15 protein-coding genes, 1 tRNA gene and 1 pseudogene are annotated in these 15,368 nt (G+C 37.4%); 13 read left to right on the top strand and 4 right to left on the bottom strand.

All coding sequences use genetic code 11. The features are described 5' to 3' along the window. Positions 1-17 precede the first annotated feature (17 nt). From QOS06_RS04690 to QOS06_RS04655, 8 genes and pseudogenes are all read left to right on the top strand, one after another. Positions 18-1,271, top strand: a pseudogene (locus QOS06_RS04690) (cation:proton antiporter). Positions 1,272-1,276: 5 nt separating this feature from the next. Beyond that, the gene (locus tag QOS06_RS04685; RefSeq protein WP_225364326.1) at positions 1,277-1,579 is read left to right on the top strand and encodes a hypothetical protein; all 303 of its coding nucleotides are present in this window, start codon (positions 1,277-1,279) and stop codon (positions 1,577-1,579) included. A gap of 62 nt (positions 1,580-1,641) precedes the next feature. Next, positions 1,642-1,714, top strand: a tRNA-Glu gene (locus QOS06_RS04680). A 145-nt stretch (positions 1,715-1,859) separates the two neighbouring features. After that, entirely contained in the window at positions 1,860-2,723 is an 864-nt protein-coding gene (locus QOS06_RS04675) for a hypothetical protein (RefSeq protein WP_085680305.1), read from the top strand. 409 nt (positions 2,724-3,132) lie between these two features. Next, entirely contained in the window at positions 3,133-3,855 is a 723-nt protein-coding gene (locus tag QOS06_RS04670) for a hypothetical protein (protein ID WP_283595572.1), read from the top strand. A 22-nt stretch (positions 3,856-3,877) separates the two neighbouring features. Continuing rightward, positions 3,878-4,867 (top strand): hypothetical protein, encoded by a 990-nt coding sequence (locus QOS06_RS04665; RefSeq protein ID WP_152704032.1) that lies wholly within the window; start codon positions 3,878-3,880, stop codon positions 4,865-4,867. After that, positions 4,854-5,636, top strand: a complete 783-nt coding sequence (locus QOS06_RS04660; RefSeq protein WP_283595571.1) for a MucBP domain-containing protein — start codon at positions 4,854-4,856, stop codon at positions 5,634-5,636. The genes QOS06_RS04665 and QOS06_RS04660 overlap by 14 nt, the downstream gene beginning before the upstream one ends. 15 nt (positions 5,637-5,651) lie before the next feature. Continuing rightward, a complete protein-coding gene (locus tag QOS06_RS04655) occupies positions 5,652-6,110 on the top strand; it encodes a mucin-binding protein (RefSeq protein ID WP_225358416.1) in 459 nt (152 codons plus the stop codon). A gap of 78 nt (positions 6,111-6,188) precedes the next feature. Here the strand turns inward: QOS06_RS04655 and QOS06_RS04650 are convergent, their stop codons facing one another. Next, the gene (locus QOS06_RS04650; RefSeq protein WP_078009132.1) at positions 6,189-6,782 is read right to left on the bottom strand and encodes a hypothetical protein; all 594 of its coding nucleotides are present in this window, start codon (positions 6,780-6,782) and stop codon (positions 6,189-6,191) included. A gap of 193 nt (positions 6,783-6,975) precedes the next feature. Between QOS06_RS04650 and QOS06_RS04645 the strand changes: the two genes are divergently transcribed. The 5 genes from QOS06_RS04645 to QOS06_RS04625 all read left to right on the top strand — a co-directional run bounded on the left by QOS06_RS04645 (position 6,976) and on the right by QOS06_RS04625 (position 12,903). Beyond that, positions 6,976-7,995: a serine hydrolase domain-containing protein gene (locus tag QOS06_RS04645; protein WP_078009133.1), complete on the top strand. Its 1,020-nt coding sequence runs from the start codon at positions 6,976-6,978 to the stop codon at positions 7,993-7,995. Between the two features lie 206 nt (positions 7,996-8,201). Continuing rightward, positions 8,202-9,434: an arginine deiminase gene (gene arcA / locus QOS06_RS04640; RefSeq protein WP_078009134.1), complete on the top strand. Its 1,233-nt coding sequence runs from the start codon at positions 8,202-8,204 to the stop codon at positions 9,432-9,434. Between the two features lie 110 nt (positions 9,435-9,544). Next, on the top strand, positions 9,545-10,006 hold the full coding sequence (locus QOS06_RS04635; protein ID WP_003666533.1) for an arginine repressor: 462 nt from the start codon (positions 9,545-9,547) through the stop codon (positions 10,004-10,006). A 20-nt stretch (positions 10,007-10,026) separates the two neighbouring features. Then, on the top strand, positions 10,027-11,448 hold the full coding sequence (locus QOS06_RS04630; RefSeq protein WP_228340517.1) for a basic amino acid/polyamine antiporter: 1,422 nt from the start codon (positions 10,027-10,029) through the stop codon (positions 11,446-11,448). Positions 11,449-11,496: 48 nt separating this feature from the next. Continuing rightward, the gene (locus tag QOS06_RS04625; protein ID WP_078009136.1) at positions 11,497-12,903 is read left to right on the top strand and encodes an amino acid permease; all 1,407 of its coding nucleotides are present in this window, start codon (positions 11,497-11,499) and stop codon (positions 12,901-12,903) included. A gap of 65 nt (positions 12,904-12,968) precedes the next feature. Here QOS06_RS04625 and QOS06_RS04620 read toward each other — a convergent pair whose 3' ends face one another. The 3 genes from QOS06_RS04620 to QOS06_RS04610 are packed head-to-tail and all read right to left on the bottom strand — an operon-like array spanning position 12,969 to position 15,331. Beyond that, the gene (locus QOS06_RS04620) at positions 12,969-13,271 is read right to left on the bottom strand and encodes a hypothetical protein (RefSeq protein WP_003672585.1); all 303 of its coding nucleotides are present in this window, start codon (positions 13,269-13,271) and stop codon (positions 12,969-12,971) included. A gap of 15 nt (positions 13,272-13,286) precedes the next feature. Continuing rightward, complete coding sequence (locus QOS06_RS04615) at positions 13,287-13,994, bottom strand: type 1 glutamine amidotransferase (protein WP_085680307.1); 708 nt, start codon at positions 13,992-13,994, stop codon at positions 13,287-13,289. After that, a complete protein-coding gene (locus tag QOS06_RS04610; RefSeq protein WP_107690430.1) occupies positions 13,994-15,331 on the bottom strand; it encodes a Mur ligase family protein in 1,338 nt (445 codons plus the stop codon). The genes QOS06_RS04615 and QOS06_RS04610 overlap by 1 nt, the downstream gene beginning before the upstream one ends. Positions 15,332-15,368: the final 37 nt, after the last annotated feature.

Below are 15,368 nucleotides of genomic sequence, written 5' to 3'. Positions count from 1 at the left end.
AAAGGGAGAGTTTTGTAGTGCTTGTTTCAACGATTGTTTTAACGGTAGCGGCAGTTTTAAGTAGTATTATTTCCAGCTTTTTTCCGCACTTTTCAATTAATTATATTAGTATTTTCGTCGGCTTAATTATTGGCTTAGTTCCCTTTTTTAATAGTCGTGTTGCTCCTTTCCACACAGAAGTATTCATGTATATAGTAGCTCCATTGATTTATTTTAAGGGGCAATCAACGAGAATAAATTTAATTGGAAAAAGGTTGCGACAAATCTTTGAAACGGCTGTCCTCTTAGTGATTGTAGGAACAATATTTGCAGGTTTTACTGTATCGCTTTTAGAAATTCCACTGGCACTAGCATTTCTGATGGGTGCCTTAAGTACTCCGACCGATGCTACTGCAACTGAATCAGTTTCAGAAGGTTTAATTGTTCCTGAAAGATAAGAAAATCTTTTAAAAATGGAGTCATTATTTAATGATGCTTCTGGGATTATCTTAGTAGCTGCAATGGCACTGTGGGTGAAAAACGGTCAGTTCAACTATCAACAAACATTTTTTGACTTTTTGCGTTCAGCTGGTGGCGGGATAATTATTGGCATTTTGGCAGCCCTTGTAATGATCAGTTTTCGTCAATTTTTAGGGCGAATTAACCATGATGCTTATAATGCGCAAATATTATTATTTGTTAGTACGCCATTCTTTATTTACTTTATAGCTGAAGAATTAGAAGTATCTGCGATTATTGCCGTAGTTTGCGCTGGTTTAATGCAGAATAGCGAAAGTGTCCGAAGTCGTTTTATAACACCCCGCCAATTTCATAATGGGCTAGTACTTTTAAAATTGATTCGGGAGCTCTTAAATAATACCGTCTTCGTTATTTTGGGAGTATTGGTTGTCAGAATCATTCGTGATGACTTAATTATTGGGAATACAAATTCACAATGGATTGTGATTGGAATTTTACTCTATCTTACTAATCTCCTTGTTCGTTATTTCTATGGACTATTATCAAAGATGGGTAATAAGGAAAGTATAATTTTTGCTCTGGGGGGAGTCCATGGAGCAGTAACACTAGCCTTAGTATATATGATTATTGACAATGTTAGCTCAGCACAATTTGACATGATTATGTTAGCAGAAATGCTTGTTATTATTTTGAGTATGGTGGTGCCTTCAATCGAATCGTATTTCGCTTTATTCTTGATCATGATATGTCAAGTAAGGAGACGGGAAAACAGATTCAGCGTTTACGGCAAGAAATGGTTAAAGAAGGCTTGAGGGCCTTGGAAAAGATATACCTTCCAGAAAACATTCGAGAAAGTGTCGTTTATGATTCACGGGGTCAAAAGAGTGCTAATTCATTCGCAGACTTTTGGCACCAATGGGCTAAAGCAAGTCGCTATCCAGAGTTCAATGAGCAGGAAAAGGAACTGGAACAACGAGCATTATTATGGGCATTCCGGGCTGAAAGACAATATCTTGATATGGTATCTCAAAAGGAAAATCGTCGCGACTATCTTTTTGAGTTTTACAATGAAATTCTATTAGCAGAATCGATTTTGCTTGACACTGAAAATGAATATTAAATTAATTTGATTTTAAGTTGACGAAAAATTGAAATTAACGTATACTTCTATTTGTACGTTATTGCCCGCTGGTCAAATTGGTTAAGACGTCGCCCTCTCAAGGCGGAGTTACGGGTTCGATCCCCGTGCGGGTGAATATGATTGAGTCTGTTACTCATTTGGTAACAGACTTTTTTATTTATATTACAAATTTAGTAAAAGCGTTAAGAAAAGGTTTAATTGATGCTATGATGGATTTGTGTAAATAGAAAAAGAATAGGATGGATTTGGTGAGTTAATTATGCGAGTAATGAATTTAATGATAGTATTAGCAGTTATTGCGATTATTATTTTAGCTGCTCAATATTTTTCTCAGTTACGGAAGAACCGCAACGGTAATAATTTCGTGAGTGGGGGCCGTGTCTTTTTTAACTGGACGCTGGTCGCTGTCTTAGTAATTTGTGTTGGGGGAATAATTTTTGGTAGCATTCATTCACATCGCCAAGAAGCAAAGCCAGCTCAAACTGATAAGACCGAGAATGTTGAATATACTGCTTCCGACAGTGATGATTTGGGTAAGGTTTCGATTCAGTTTGATCGGAAAGTTACTTTAAATGATAATGGAGAAGCAAAAGTTAAGTTTAAGGTTTCTCCACAAACTACTTTGACAATCCGGGGACATAAGAGCAAAGAGATAGTTAAGACATTTAAAGCAAGTAAGGGCGAATCATTGGTTAACCATACTTATACATTTGATGTAGCTGGTACCTATGATATTATTGCTGAACGTGGTGATCAAAAGGTAACCAAGCAGTTAAAGGTTAAGGAAAATGATAATGCCCAAGAAAGTTCATCAAGTAGTAGTTCAGTAAGTTCTAGCTCTTCTTCAGTTGCTTCCTCAGTAAGTAGCACAGTTTCCTCGTCTTCAAGCTCGACTGCTTCCACCGCGCAAAGTAATAGTGAAAGTTCAAGCAGCACGACAGCAGCTTCATCGAATAACGGAGGAACTTCAAGAAGCTACAATACTTCTCGTCCACGATATAGTGGCAATGGCGGTGGAAATAGGACCTCTGGTAGCAGTACCCCGACTGCTCCTGCGCAAGAACCAAGTACTCCTGCCTATAGTCAAGAAAACAATGGCTATGTTAGCGATGGCCCACAATAATAATTTTTATTCGTAATCAAATATCTAATGATAAAAGAATAAACTGCTTTCAAAGGAACAAAAGATGATTTTTTTATATGAAAAATTATTCTTTTGTTCTTTTTTATTATCACTAATAACGTAAAATCGTTGATATATCAAGAACGAAAAGCAAAAAATACTGAGAGGTATATTCCTAAACAATTTATCAGTATTGAAATAAGAATGAAGTATATTATACTCGATATTAAATAATAGTTATCGAATTATAAAAGTATTTAAGGGGGAGAAAAAAGATGCTTGATACAGATGAGATCAAAAAAATGAGGTACTTGGTGTTGAGCTTGCCCCGGTTGAAACTGTTAGCGGACAAGTGAAATTAGGGGAGAAATCTGCTTCAAGCGTTGCTTCACTCAATAGAACGCCATTATTGGAAAAAATGCTTAAAGCGGTGCCAAATTTTGCGGCTCAACAACAAAAATTGAACGGCCAAGAACCGGTAATAAAAAATAATCCAGCATTAGGTGAATATCAACTAATTGATGATTTAGGTGGCTTAATGCATGGGACTTACTTACAGGCAACTAATAGTGAAAGTCAGGATAAAGATCGTTCGCTTGTTAGTCGTAATTCAATGAGTGAAACGGCATCATTAGTTAATTATCGCGCAGCTACTGATTTTAGTGGATATGGTCATTTGAAAAATAATACAGAAACTACCAAATCAGTTGAAGTTGTCTATACGCTGCCTACATTTGAAGGGAAACAAGGAACGGTACAAATTGTACTTGATGGGGCGCGGATTAATGAATTTGACGGTCTTGAATATAAGGATGAAAAGGGAAATGTAATTCCTGGATTTGATATTACCTATAGTTGCCAAGGACACGAAGGAGAGTATTCAACGATTGATACTCTTAAGCAGCGTGATGATTTTAGCTGGGAAAAGGTAACAGCGGTTATGGTATTTGGTTCCTTATTGCCAAACAGTTCTTACCGTGTTGAATTTCCTTTTAAGATTACAAATCTAGAAAATATTAATACTCAAGAGCAATTTAATTTAAATGAATATGCCTTTTATGATTTAACAGTTAATAAGCATACAACGTCACAATTAAACTTCCGCTTAAGTACGCCTGTTTTTTGCCCATGATGCCTATTAAAATATCCCATTCATGGCATTCAGCCGAACTGAAGATGGTGATGAGGTATTTCCAGAAGATGTTCAAGCAATGATGCCAACTTTGGGTGAAGTACCATATGCGATCAGTAACTTTAACGATGAAATTTCATTTGAGACTGATGGAGATAATGTAATGTGGCAAGGCGGTCAATACTTCTTTAAGCTGGCCGCTATTCAAGGTGCGATTCAAGAAAAGGGATTTTCAGTCAATGTTGATAAGACAGGGAGAAAGTTAATGGAGGCCTCTGCCTTTATGGTTCAACCTACTTATCTTGATTTTGAAAGTTTTGACTTCATTCCTTATGTTGTCATTCACCAACTTCTTATTACTAAATCATTTACGCTTAAGGCAGAGGCAAAAGATGATTGGAATTCATTTGGCGGGATTGAAAAAGTTTGTGGTCTCTCCGCAACTAATGAGGAACTTCCGGTTAGTCCTGAGCAAACATTTATTGTGGATGATTCTGAATTAGTCGATGCAACCCCTGGTGATTATAATGTCATTATTGGTTATTTCCTTAACGGGAGTGAGGACAATGATATGTTAATCACTTCACTGGCAAAGGTAAGGATGGTTGAAAATAAACAGACAATTAATGTTTACTATGTTGACTTGGTTAATATCCCTGATAAAACCAAAGATGATTTACAACCAAGTGACGAAAAGATTCTCGAAAATCAAACCCAAACTTTTACTGGCCAAGGTGATGAAGATTATCATAATGAACTCTGGGGTGAAGAAAACGGCTTTGAGATTTATGAATATGACCAAGGTGCTAAATTAGGGACCTATGTCGGTGGACGACCAGCTAAAGATTATTATGTTTATCTTATTCATAAAATTGAAAAAATCAATGAAGATCATCAAGTAACACGAACAATTACTTTTAATATGCCAGATGGATCCAAGCAGATCATTAAGCAAACTGGAAAAATTCAGCGTTTTGGAATTACTGATAAAACGACTAATGAAAAAACATAGAGTGATTGGAGTAAAGCTACTCTCCCCGCAGTTACCGCACCCCCATGTTCCTGGATATACGGGTAAAAACGTTGATGCTGAACTAATTTCATTAACGTCAAAAGATAGCAATATTAATATTATCTACCATCCAAAGCAAGTTAGTGTCAAGATTAAATATGTTGATGAAGCTGGGGATGTAATTGATGAGCAAATAGTTTCTGGACTTGCTGACGACTTGATCAGTCATATGCCAACAGTTGAAACTGACCGTCTTGCTGATGAAGGTTACGTGATTGTTAATAATGAATTGCCACAAAATGCTCGCTTAATAGCCGAAGACAGTGATCAAGAAAAAGAATATAAGGTTATTATTAGTAAACAAGATTTACAGACACAACAAATTACCGTCTTTTATGTTGATGTCCCTGATAATCGATTACCAATTATCAAGCCTTCTTCTGGGCGGATTATTGATAATCGGACCCAAAGATTAAATGTTACAGAAGGACAAACATATAGTAATGAACTATGGAATTTTGAAGATGACGGGTATGAATTGTTTAAGGCTGATAAAGGGGCATTAAAGGGGAAGTGCTTTGCTGGTAGTCTGGAACAACAATATTATGTTTACCTCACTCACCAAACTACTCCCCTAAAGAAGGAACATCACGTAACGCGAACGATTCAGATTACAATGCCTGATAAAACACAACAAGTTGTAACTCAGGAAGCAATTGCTACTCGTTTTGGCGTTCATGATGAAGTGCTTGGTAGTGACATTTGGTAAGAGTGGAGCAAAGGAGTGATCCCTAAATATATTCCAGCACCAATCGCGGGGTATGATGCATCTGCTATTCTAGCTGAACAGGTTGATGACAATGCGAGCGATCGAAATGAAAAGATCAGTTACACTCCACAACCAGCTAAAATTTTGGTTAAATTTATTGACCAAACTGGTGCAAAATTAACATCCGAGGAACTTACTGGGGTAACCGGTGAAGAATTTAACTACGATCCAACTCCGCAAATTAAGTCATTTGAAGATGAGGGATATGTGCTTGATGAAAATAGTTTCCCTGCTGATCATCATTTTACGGCCGGGGAACAGACCTATACTATTACTTTAAAGAAATTAGTAGCAGTAACCCCTCATGGTAATAGTGAGGCAGAATCAACAATCGAACAAATTAAGTCGAACGATGATGATAAAACTGGAAATAAAAAGGGAATCTTTGCTGCATTTAAAGGCTATTTTAAATAAATGAATTAATAAAGGAGTACAGGAGGAATAAACCGCTAATGGTAAATTCCCTCTGTACTCCTTTTTGAGTTAAAAATATTAATTATCATAATTGCCGGTGATTGGGTTCATTTCATGGATTTGATTTGTAGCGGGGTCATATTGATAGATACCAGTAAGGTGAGCTATATTTGGATCGCCGCCTTGGTTATTGCGAACTTCAATTTGATAATTATTATTTTGATTATTCTTAGTCATGTAATAATGATTGCCATCTTGTTGAACACCACTTGTCTTGACAAAACTCGTTAGGACTTGTTGATCGTTTTGTGCTGAGGAAGTGGAATTGGTAGTTGCTGATTGGCTGCTAGAACTACTAGTTATGGATGAACTAGGAGCTTTTGCCGTTTGATTAGTTGATTTTTCTGAACTGTTAGCTACCTTTGAGTTTGCGCTTGTTGAGCTTGTATTTGTTGAAGAAGTGGACTGTACACTAGTAGGTGCAGAGGTTTGCTCCTTTGCCTTTTCGCTACTAGTGGAGGAGGCCGCCTTTTTACTTGTTTGTTGACTTACTTTTGTCGCAGAAGTAGATGTCTTTGTTGGAGCTGCTGCGCTATTGGTACACCCAGCTAGTCCAAGGGCTGCTAAAATTACTAATGAACTTGCTAAAACTTTATTTGTCATCTTCATCATTTTAATGACCCCCTCAATCTCTCTTATTTTTATAACATCATTACACCTATATTATACCGCCTTTTGAAATGATTTTGTAACATTTTTGACTTATTTGTCACAATTGACTGATTTTGTTTAATAAATTTCTGGATATTTTTCCTTTGTCTGATTTACGTTAAAATAAACCTTATTGAGGAAGTGAATTAAAACGATGAATAAATACGATTTAACAATTACTAAATTACACCAAATGGTTAAAGAGGGAGTTGTTCCAGGAGTTAGCTATTTGATTTTTGATCATCAACATACGATTAAGGAAGTAACAGGGATGGCCCAAATTTATCCCGAGACTGAAATATTAAAACCAGGCATGCTCTATGATATTGCTTCACTAACGAAAGTGATAGGAACAGTTCCGGTTATTGCCCAGCTTATTCAGAAAGGAACATTGTCTTTAGATGATCCGGTAAAGAAGTTCTTACCAGAATTTAATGATGACCGACCAACTATTCGCAATCTTCTTACCCATACTTCTGGGATTACTGGTTATATTCCCCATCGTAATGAGTTGACTGCCTCCGAACTAAAGAATGCTTTTTTGACGAAAATGCATGTGGAGGATAGCTTGAACCGCCAAATCAAATATGCGGATGTAAACTATTTGTATTTAGGATGGATTATTGAACGAATTTATAATCAACCAGTTCAAAAGGTTATTACAGAACAGGTCCTTAAACCATTAAATATGCCAACTGCGACATTTAGGCCTCAACCAGCTAACTGTGTACCAACAGAAGTACAAGAAAAACGGGGCTTAATTAGAGGAGAAACTCACGATCCTAAAGGGTATATTTTGGGAGAAAGTTGTGGATGTGCTGGCCTCTTTGCATCGTTGAAAGATTTAGAGGTCTTTAGTCACGCACTTATTGAAAATAATTTAAAAGGTCTTCTTACTTCTGAAACAACTGATCTTCTTTTTACAGATCAAACACGAATTCCTGGTCCACATAGTCGCTCTCTTGGATGGAAACTGTTTCACGCTAAAGACCACCACCTTTTGATTAGTCACACTGGATTTACGGGAACTTGGATGGTATTAGATCGTCAAACTGACCAAGGCTTTATTGTATTGACAAATCGCGTCCATCCCAGTGCTAAAAATCAAGAATATTTAGATGCTCGTGACCAACTTTTTGCAATTTATTTAAAAGAAAAAGAAAAAACTTTGTGAAATTTATATGCAGTCAATTGAATAACCGCTTTCACAGAATATGCGCTTTAGGGGTAAGAAATGTATAAAAACTGTCGATAATTTATATTAATAACTTCTTTTTATATGATTCACTAAATATTGATTTGACGGCATTTGACAACGTTTACATAAACTAATATGATGTAGTTGTAGTCAAGTGATACTTCAAAAAGGAGTGATATTGTATGCAAAGTCCAATTCACGTTACATCAGAAATTGGAAAGCTTAAGACAGTTATGTTGCATCGACCAGGTAAGGAAATCGAAAATGTTTATCCTGAAATTCTTCACCGGATGCTCGTAGATGACATTCCATACTTACCGATCGCTCAAGAAGAACATGACCTTTTCGCCCAAACGTTACGCGATAATGGCGCTGAGGTATTGTATCTTGAAGATTTATTAACAGACGCACTAGCAGATGATAATATCAAAGAAGAATTCCTTGAAAAGATCATTGCTGAATCCGGTTATGCTGCTGGAGCAATCCATGACGGCTTAAAGGAATTCTTACTTAGTTTCAGTACTAAGGACATGGTTAACAAGATTATTGCTGGTGTACGTAAAGATGAGATTAAAACTAAGTATGCTTCTCTTACAGAATTAGCAGAAGATAAGGATTACCCATTCTATATGGATCCAATGCCAAATGCATACTTTACTCGTGACCAACAGGCATGTATCGGGGATGGAATTACCATTAATCATATGACCTTTAAGGCACGCCAACGCGAATCTCTCTTTACTGAGTACATCATTAAGCACAATAAGCGTTTTGCTGACAAAGGTGTTGAAGTATGGCGAAACCGTTATCCTGAAGGCCGGATTGAAGGTGGAGATGAATTAGTTCTCAGCGATCATGTATTAGCAATTGGTATTTCTCAACGAACATCTGCAAAGGCTATTACAGAATTAGCTGAAAGTCTCTTCGAAAAGTCTGATTATGATACAGTAATTGCTATCCATATTCCTCACAATCACGCAATGATGCACCTTGATACTGTGTTTACAATGATTAACTATGATCAATTTACAGTTCATCCAGCAATCTTACATGATGGCGGACATGTTGATGCATACATTATGCACCCAGGTAATAATGGTGAAATTTCAATTACTCATGAAACAAATCTTAAAGAAATTTTGAAGAAGGCACTTGATAAGCCGGAAATTGATTTGATTCCTACTGGTGGCGGTGACCCAATTATTGCCCCACGTGAACAGTGGAATGATGGTTCTAACACACTAGCAATTGCCCCTGGTGTAGTTGTAACTTATGATCGGAACTATGTCTCAAACGATTTGCTGCGTAAGCATGGTATTCTCGTTCACGAGGTTCGTTCAAGCGAATTATCACGGGGTCGTGGTGGTCCACGGTGCATGTCATGTCCAATTGTTCGTGAAGATCTCAAGAAATAAATAAGATAATAAAAGCAGCAAATTTATCTGAGTAATCTAGAAAGGGTATAATTTTGCTGCTTTTTCTTGTATCATTTTAGTGTAATTAACATGATAAGAAGGGAACACGAATGGATCGAAAGGCAAGAAGAAAATATATTGAACAAGTGGTTAATGATCGTAAAATTGAGACACAAGAAGAATTGCTTAAGCTGTTAACTGAGGCAGGTTTCGAAACAACACAAGCAACAATTTCAAGAGATATTCATGCGTTGAATATTGTTAAAGCAAATGATGGCGATGGTCATACCCATTATGTTCAACTTCATGTGACACCCGAACATAATTTTGAGCGCTTATATCAAGGGATTCATGATAATGTGCGGACAATTGAAACTGTTCAATTTATGAACGTAATCAAAACCGCACTAAATTCTAGCTATGCGACGATTTTGGCTGGAATGTTTGATGAACTTGATATTCCGGAAGTTGTGGGCACACTTGCTGGAAACGACACCTTGATTATCATCAGTAAAGATAATGATGATGCTAAAATGGTCTATGACTTAATCATTCAACATATGCATTCATAAACTGCATAGGAGGGATATTTATGGATGAACAAAAGAAAGGTATTGGTAGAGGCGAATTAATCGCCTTAATTGTAAGTTCATGTATCGGTACCGGAATATTTGGTATCACTAGTGATGTAGCGGCAGCGGCAGCGCCAGGACCTGCATTATTGGCCTGGATCTTTGTTGGAATTGGCTTTTTAATGCTGGTTCTCTCGCTAAATAATTTATCCGAAAAGCGACCAGATCTTACTTCAGGGATTTTCTCATACGCTGGTGCCGGCTTTGGACCATTAGGTGAATTTATTTCTGGATGGTCTTACTGGTTATCCGCATGGCTGGGAAACATTGCTTTTGCCACTATGTTAATGAGCTCGATTGGAACGTTCTTTCCAACATTTAAAGGTGGTCAAAACTTACCATCAATTATTATTGCCATCATCTTCTGTTGGCTATTGACAATCTTAGTTAACAATGGTGTTGAAAGTGCATCCTTTGTTAACATGATTGGGACAATCTGCAAGGTCTTACCATTGGTTATCTTTATTATAATGATGGTTGTTTGCTTCAAAGCTGGGATGTTTACAGCAGATTTCTGGGGACGGGTTGCTAATAATGCTTCTCGCGGTACCACAACTGGTTCTGTTTGGGAACAAATGAAAGGTACCCTAATGACATTAATTTGGGTATTTATCGGTGTTGAAGGTGCCTCTGTTATGGCAAGTCGTGCTAAGTCACTTACAGCCGCTCGTGAAGCTTCTCTTATTAGTTTTGGCCTTTTAGTAGTTATTTATGTATTGATTTCGATTTTGCCTTATGGTGCATTAAATCGGGCAGAATTAGCTGGAATGGGTCAACCAGCTATTGGTCATGTTCTTCAAGCAACTGTTGGTAGTTGGGGCTCGATTTTAATCAATGTTGGTTTAATCATCTCAACAATTGTTTCTTGGCTTTCTTGGACAATGCTTCCAGCCGAAACAACGATGTTAGTTGCCGATGATAAAGCAATGCCAAAGCTTTGGGGAAAGGTTAATGCTAAAAAGGCACCAACTGCTTCCTTGATGATTACAGCGGTATTGCAAACAATCTTCTTGTTCTCGTTGCTTTTCACTGATAAAGCCTATGAATTCGCATATTCCTTATGTAGTGCAGCAATTTTATTCTCATACTTATTTGTTGGACTTTACCAAATGAAATACAGTTCTGCACACCAAGAATGGGGACAATTTACAATTGGTTTGCTCTCGGCTGCATTTATGTTCGCATGTATGTTCCTTGCTGGATGGCAAGAAGTATTATTAGTTTCAATTAGTTTTATTCCTGGATTCTACATTTACTACTTAGCATGTAAAGAAAATGATCGTAAAGTTACAACTGCTGAAAAGTGGACAATGGCGCTGATTTTAATCCTAAGTATCATTGCAATTTGGCTTGTTGCTAATGGAACTATTGCCATTAGCTAGGTAAATAATGTATAATTATTCCACATTTTAAGAATATTTATAAGTGAGGTGATTAAGGTGAAGGAAAAGAAGTTAAATCTCTTCCTCTTAATCACCTTAATTGTAGGAACGATTATTGGTGGTGGGATTTTTAATAGTCCAACCGATTTGATTTTGAAAGCAAATCCAATGGCTGCGTTAATTGCATGGTTAATTGGTGGCTTCGGAATTTTGATGTTAGTATTAGTCTTCTACAAGCTTTCTGTTGTCAAACCGGAGATGAACGGTGGAATTTATACTTATGCAAAGGAAGGCTTTGGCAACTATATTGGTTTTAACTCCTTTTGGGGATATTGGATGGGAGCAGTTTTTGGTAACATTGCTTTTATCTCGCTCTTTTTTAAGACCTTAAATAGTATGCTCGGGACGTATCAACTTTCGCCATTAATGTGTTTTATCGGGGGCTCAATTATTCTGTGGGGATACACTGCGATTACATGGTTTGGTGTCCGCGAGGCAAGTATTCTCAATGCCATTATTACGATTATTAAGATCTTACCGCTTTTATTAGTTGTTATTGTTGGTGTTTTTGCATTTCAGCCGCATGTTTTTAATGTTCCTGATTGGACAAGCATTCTTGCTGTTAATCAAACGCATGTCCCATTTAAAGACCAAATTAGTGGTGCGATGAGTACTATTGTGTGGTGTTTTGTTGGGATTGAAGCAGCTGTTTCAATGTCACGTCGGGCAAAGCAGCCACGTGATGTTGGATTAGCAACGATTATTAGCTTTGTAATTGTATTGGTCCTCTATATTTCAATCTCTATTATTCCAATGGGGATTCTACCTGCTAAAGAACTTAGTCAGACTTCAGTTCCACTGGCAGCAGCCCTTAGTCATACAGCATTAGGAATAGTGGGAAGCCTTATTATTAAAATTGGCTTACTGATTTCTCTATTAGGAGCATTATTGAGTTGGTTTATGATTGGACCAGAAATTGCATATGTAACCAGTTATGATCGGGATATGCCGCGAGCATTTAAACTTGTTAATTGCCATGGTGTTCCTGGGTTTGCATTAATTGTATATACAATTATTATGCAAGTATGTTTACTAGTTTTACTGCTTCCACAGCTTCAAATGGCCTATACAATTGCATATACTTTAGCTGCGACGATGACCTTAGTTGCTTACCTGCTCTCTGCGTTATATGGGTTGAAATTAGCAATTAGCGAAAAAATGGGCCTCGGCTTTAAGATTATTGCTACGTTAGCTTCTCTTTATTCCGTCTATATGTTAGTTGCTTCGGGACTTGAATATGTATTTGCAAGTGCGATTATTTTTGCGCTAGGAATACCATTATTTGCCAGGGCTCCTAATAAAATGAGTAAGAAAGAAAAGTGGTTAGCAACAATTATCGCCTTAGCAGCTGTGATTGCGTTGATGCTGATTATTACTGGAAAGATTAATTTTTAAAAAATTAAAAGGGATGAGGTTAGAAGGAATTTTTACTTTCCTTCAATCTCATCCCTTTTTGTATTCTAATCTTCGCTAGTCATCTTACTTTTCATGTTATCCATTCGCCAGACAACATAGGTTTCAATCAATGTGATTAGGCTTACCCATAAAATCGTGAAATTTGATGAAGTAAGAAATAGTAAGATGATTAGGATCCAAGATATCCAGTTCCAACGACGCTCAAGACGAATAACTTTTGCAAAGCGTGGTGGGATTCTAGTTGGATTTTGAATGGCTAGTGCTTGTAGTTGGGAGAAAAGACGGACTTCACAAAAACTTTCTAGCAAAAAAATAATGGTAAATACAAATGTTATGGTTTGGTTCACTGTTTGTCACCTTAATTAAAATGTAGGTTTAATTTTTAGGGCTTTTTGACTGCTTAAGTCGGCATCGGGGTATTTATGCTCAAGAGCTGCTAAAAGAATCTTTTTAGCAATCTCACCATTTCTTGTAAGAATGGGACCGTGGAAATAAGAGCAATAAGTGTTTTTATAGATTGCTCCTTCGGTATGATCTTCACCGTTATTTCCATTACCAGAAATTACTTTACCAAGCGGACGCTCACCTTTTCCTAAGAATGTGCGGCCGTTGTGATTTTCAAAACCATGGTACTCTTGATTGCTTTCTTCGTTTTTGATGGTGATATCACCAATGAAACGGTGATTATCCTGGCTTAAAGTATAGTGATCAAGGATGCCAAGCCCCGGAATCTTTTCGCCATCAGCACCGATATAATAGTGGCCGAGAAGTTGATAACCTCCACAAATAGCAAGCAGCGGCTTTCCATCATTAATAAACTTGTCAATGCCTGCTTTTTTGTTTGGAAGATCTTTGGAGACAACAAGTTGTTCGTAATCTTGTCCACCGCCGAAAAGAGCTAAATCAAAATCTTGTGGATTAAAGTCGTTGTCGATACTAATGACTTTGACATTAATATCGGTATCCATCTGTTTAGCGTAATATTGAAGGGCGATAATATTACCGACATCACTATAAGTATTTAATAAATCGCCGTAGAGGTGGGCGAGGTGTAAGTGATATTTTGCCATTAGTCCATTCCTCCTTTAATATAGCCCTTTTCTGCTAGTTGTTTGCGTAATTGAAGAACGGCTGTATATGTTGCCAGAATATAGACATGTTCAGTTGGCATTTCCTTGATTTTATCAATTACCTGGGTAAGGTCTGGTTCATGCCACATATCTTTTACGCCAGCCATTGTTAATCTAGTGGTAATATCTTTATAGCGTTCTCCTCCCGTCATGTATTGTGGGATTTGATGTTGGGTAAGTTTTTCAAAGTCGCCGTCCCAGATCCAGCTAGTATCAATTCCATCAGCATAGTTAGCATTTAGTAAGAAGGCAAAGCTAAAGGGCTTGTCATCTGTCTCAATCATATCTAAAACCTGATTAAGACCAACTGGATTTTTAACTAAGATCAAAGTAACTTGTTTTCCATCGATATTAATGACTTCTTGGCGGCCAAAAACTCGTTCGTCTGATTCAAAAGCATCTTTAATATGTGCTTGGCTCACTCCGAGAAAACGACCAAGAGAGTAAGCGGCAAGAGCATTATAGATGTTATATAAACCACCGATTCCGATGGTGTATTTTTGCCCATCAATTTCAAAAGTTGAATGCGTGGGGGTAAGCTTATCAATTTTGGTAACAGCATACGTTAATTCTGGTCGATGGAAACCACAATTTGGACAGAAGTAGTTACCTAGCCCGGCATAAGTTCGCATTCGATACTTTAGAATGTGTTGACATTTAGGACAAAGGAGACCATCAGTGTTAGCTGGGGCGTTGAAAGGCTCTTTTTCTTCGTGGTTAAAGCCATAATAGATGATTGGGTTAGGCAAGTCTTTGCTGTTAAAGAGCTGTTCATCCCCGTTAGCGATGATGGTTGCTTTTGGTGCTAATTTAACCCCCTTTAAGATCTTGTTATAAGTGGTGTAGATTTCACCGTAACGATCCATTTGATCACGGAAAATGTTGGTGAAGACAAAGGCAATTGGGGTGATGTATTTACATACTTTAACTACATTTGCTTCATCGACTTCGAGGACGGCCAGCCCTTTTTTCTTTGGATAGGGAGCCGTAATAAAGGTAGTTACGATTCCTTGCTCCATGTTGGAACCAGTCGGATTAGTAAGAACTTGGTCATACTTTTCCCGTAAAACTCGTACGCTTAATGCGGTGGTTAATGTTTTTCCATTTGTCCCTGTTACAATAACAAGGTCGTACTTTTTGCTAAAGGCTTGGAGAATATTTGGATCAAGCTTTAAGGTTAATTTTCCTGGAAGGGAACTTCCTCCGTTCATAAAAGTATGGAGGAACCAATAGCTTGACCGCCCGGCAAATTCGGCAAATGAACTTCGAACTGTCATGAATATATGTATTCCTTTCGTGTCAATTGTAAGTGAT

The sequence above is a fragment of the Limosilactobacillus sp. DJ3M12 genome (assembly GCF_947381695.1).
GTDB classification, from domain to species: domain Bacteria; phylum Bacillota; class Bacilli; order Lactobacillales; family Lactobacillaceae; genus Limosilactobacillus; species Limosilactobacillus kinnaridis.
Note: the sequence above shows the minus strand (reverse complement) of the source record. Positions and strands in the feature narration are given on the sequence as shown.

Bases quoted from the DNA above. Each gene is read 5' to 3' on its own strand.
- QOS06_RS04675 (WP_085680305.1), top strand. From the start codon at position 1,860: ATGCGAGTAATGAATTTAATGATAGTATTAGCAGTTATTGCGATTATT.
- QOS06_RS04665 (WP_152704032.1), top strand. From the start codon at position 3,878: ATGGCATTCAGCCGAACTGAAGATGGTGATGAGGTATTTCCAGAAGAT.
- QOS06_RS04660 (WP_283595571.1), top strand. From the start codon at position 4,854: ATGAAAAAACATAGAGTGATTGGAGTAAAGCTACTCTCCCCGCAGTTA.
- QOS06_RS04650 (WP_078009132.1), bottom strand. From the start codon at position 6,782: ATGATGAAGATGACAAATAAAGTTTTAGCAAGTTCATTAGTAATTTTA.
- QOS06_RS04645 (WP_078009133.1), top strand. From the start codon at position 6,976: ATGAATAAATACGATTTAACAATTACTAAATTACACCAAATGGTTAAA.
- arcA (WP_078009134.1), top strand. From the start codon at position 8,202: ATGCAAAGTCCAATTCACGTTACATCAGAAATTGGAAAGCTTAAGACA.
- QOS06_RS04635 (WP_003666533.1), top strand. From the start codon at position 9,545: ATGGATCGAAAGGCAAGAAGAAAATATATTGAACAAGTGGTTAATGAT.
- QOS06_RS04630 (WP_228340517.1), top strand. From the start codon at position 10,027: ATGGATGAACAAAAGAAAGGTATTGGTAGAGGCGAATTAATCGCCTTA.
- QOS06_RS04615 (WP_085680307.1), bottom strand. From the start codon at position 13,994: ATGGCAAAATATCACTTACACCTCGCCCACCTCTACGGCGATTTATTA.
- QOS06_RS04610 (WP_107690430.1), bottom strand. From the start codon at position 15,331: ATGACAGTTCGAAGTTCATTTGCCGAATTTGCCGGGCGGTCAAGCTAT.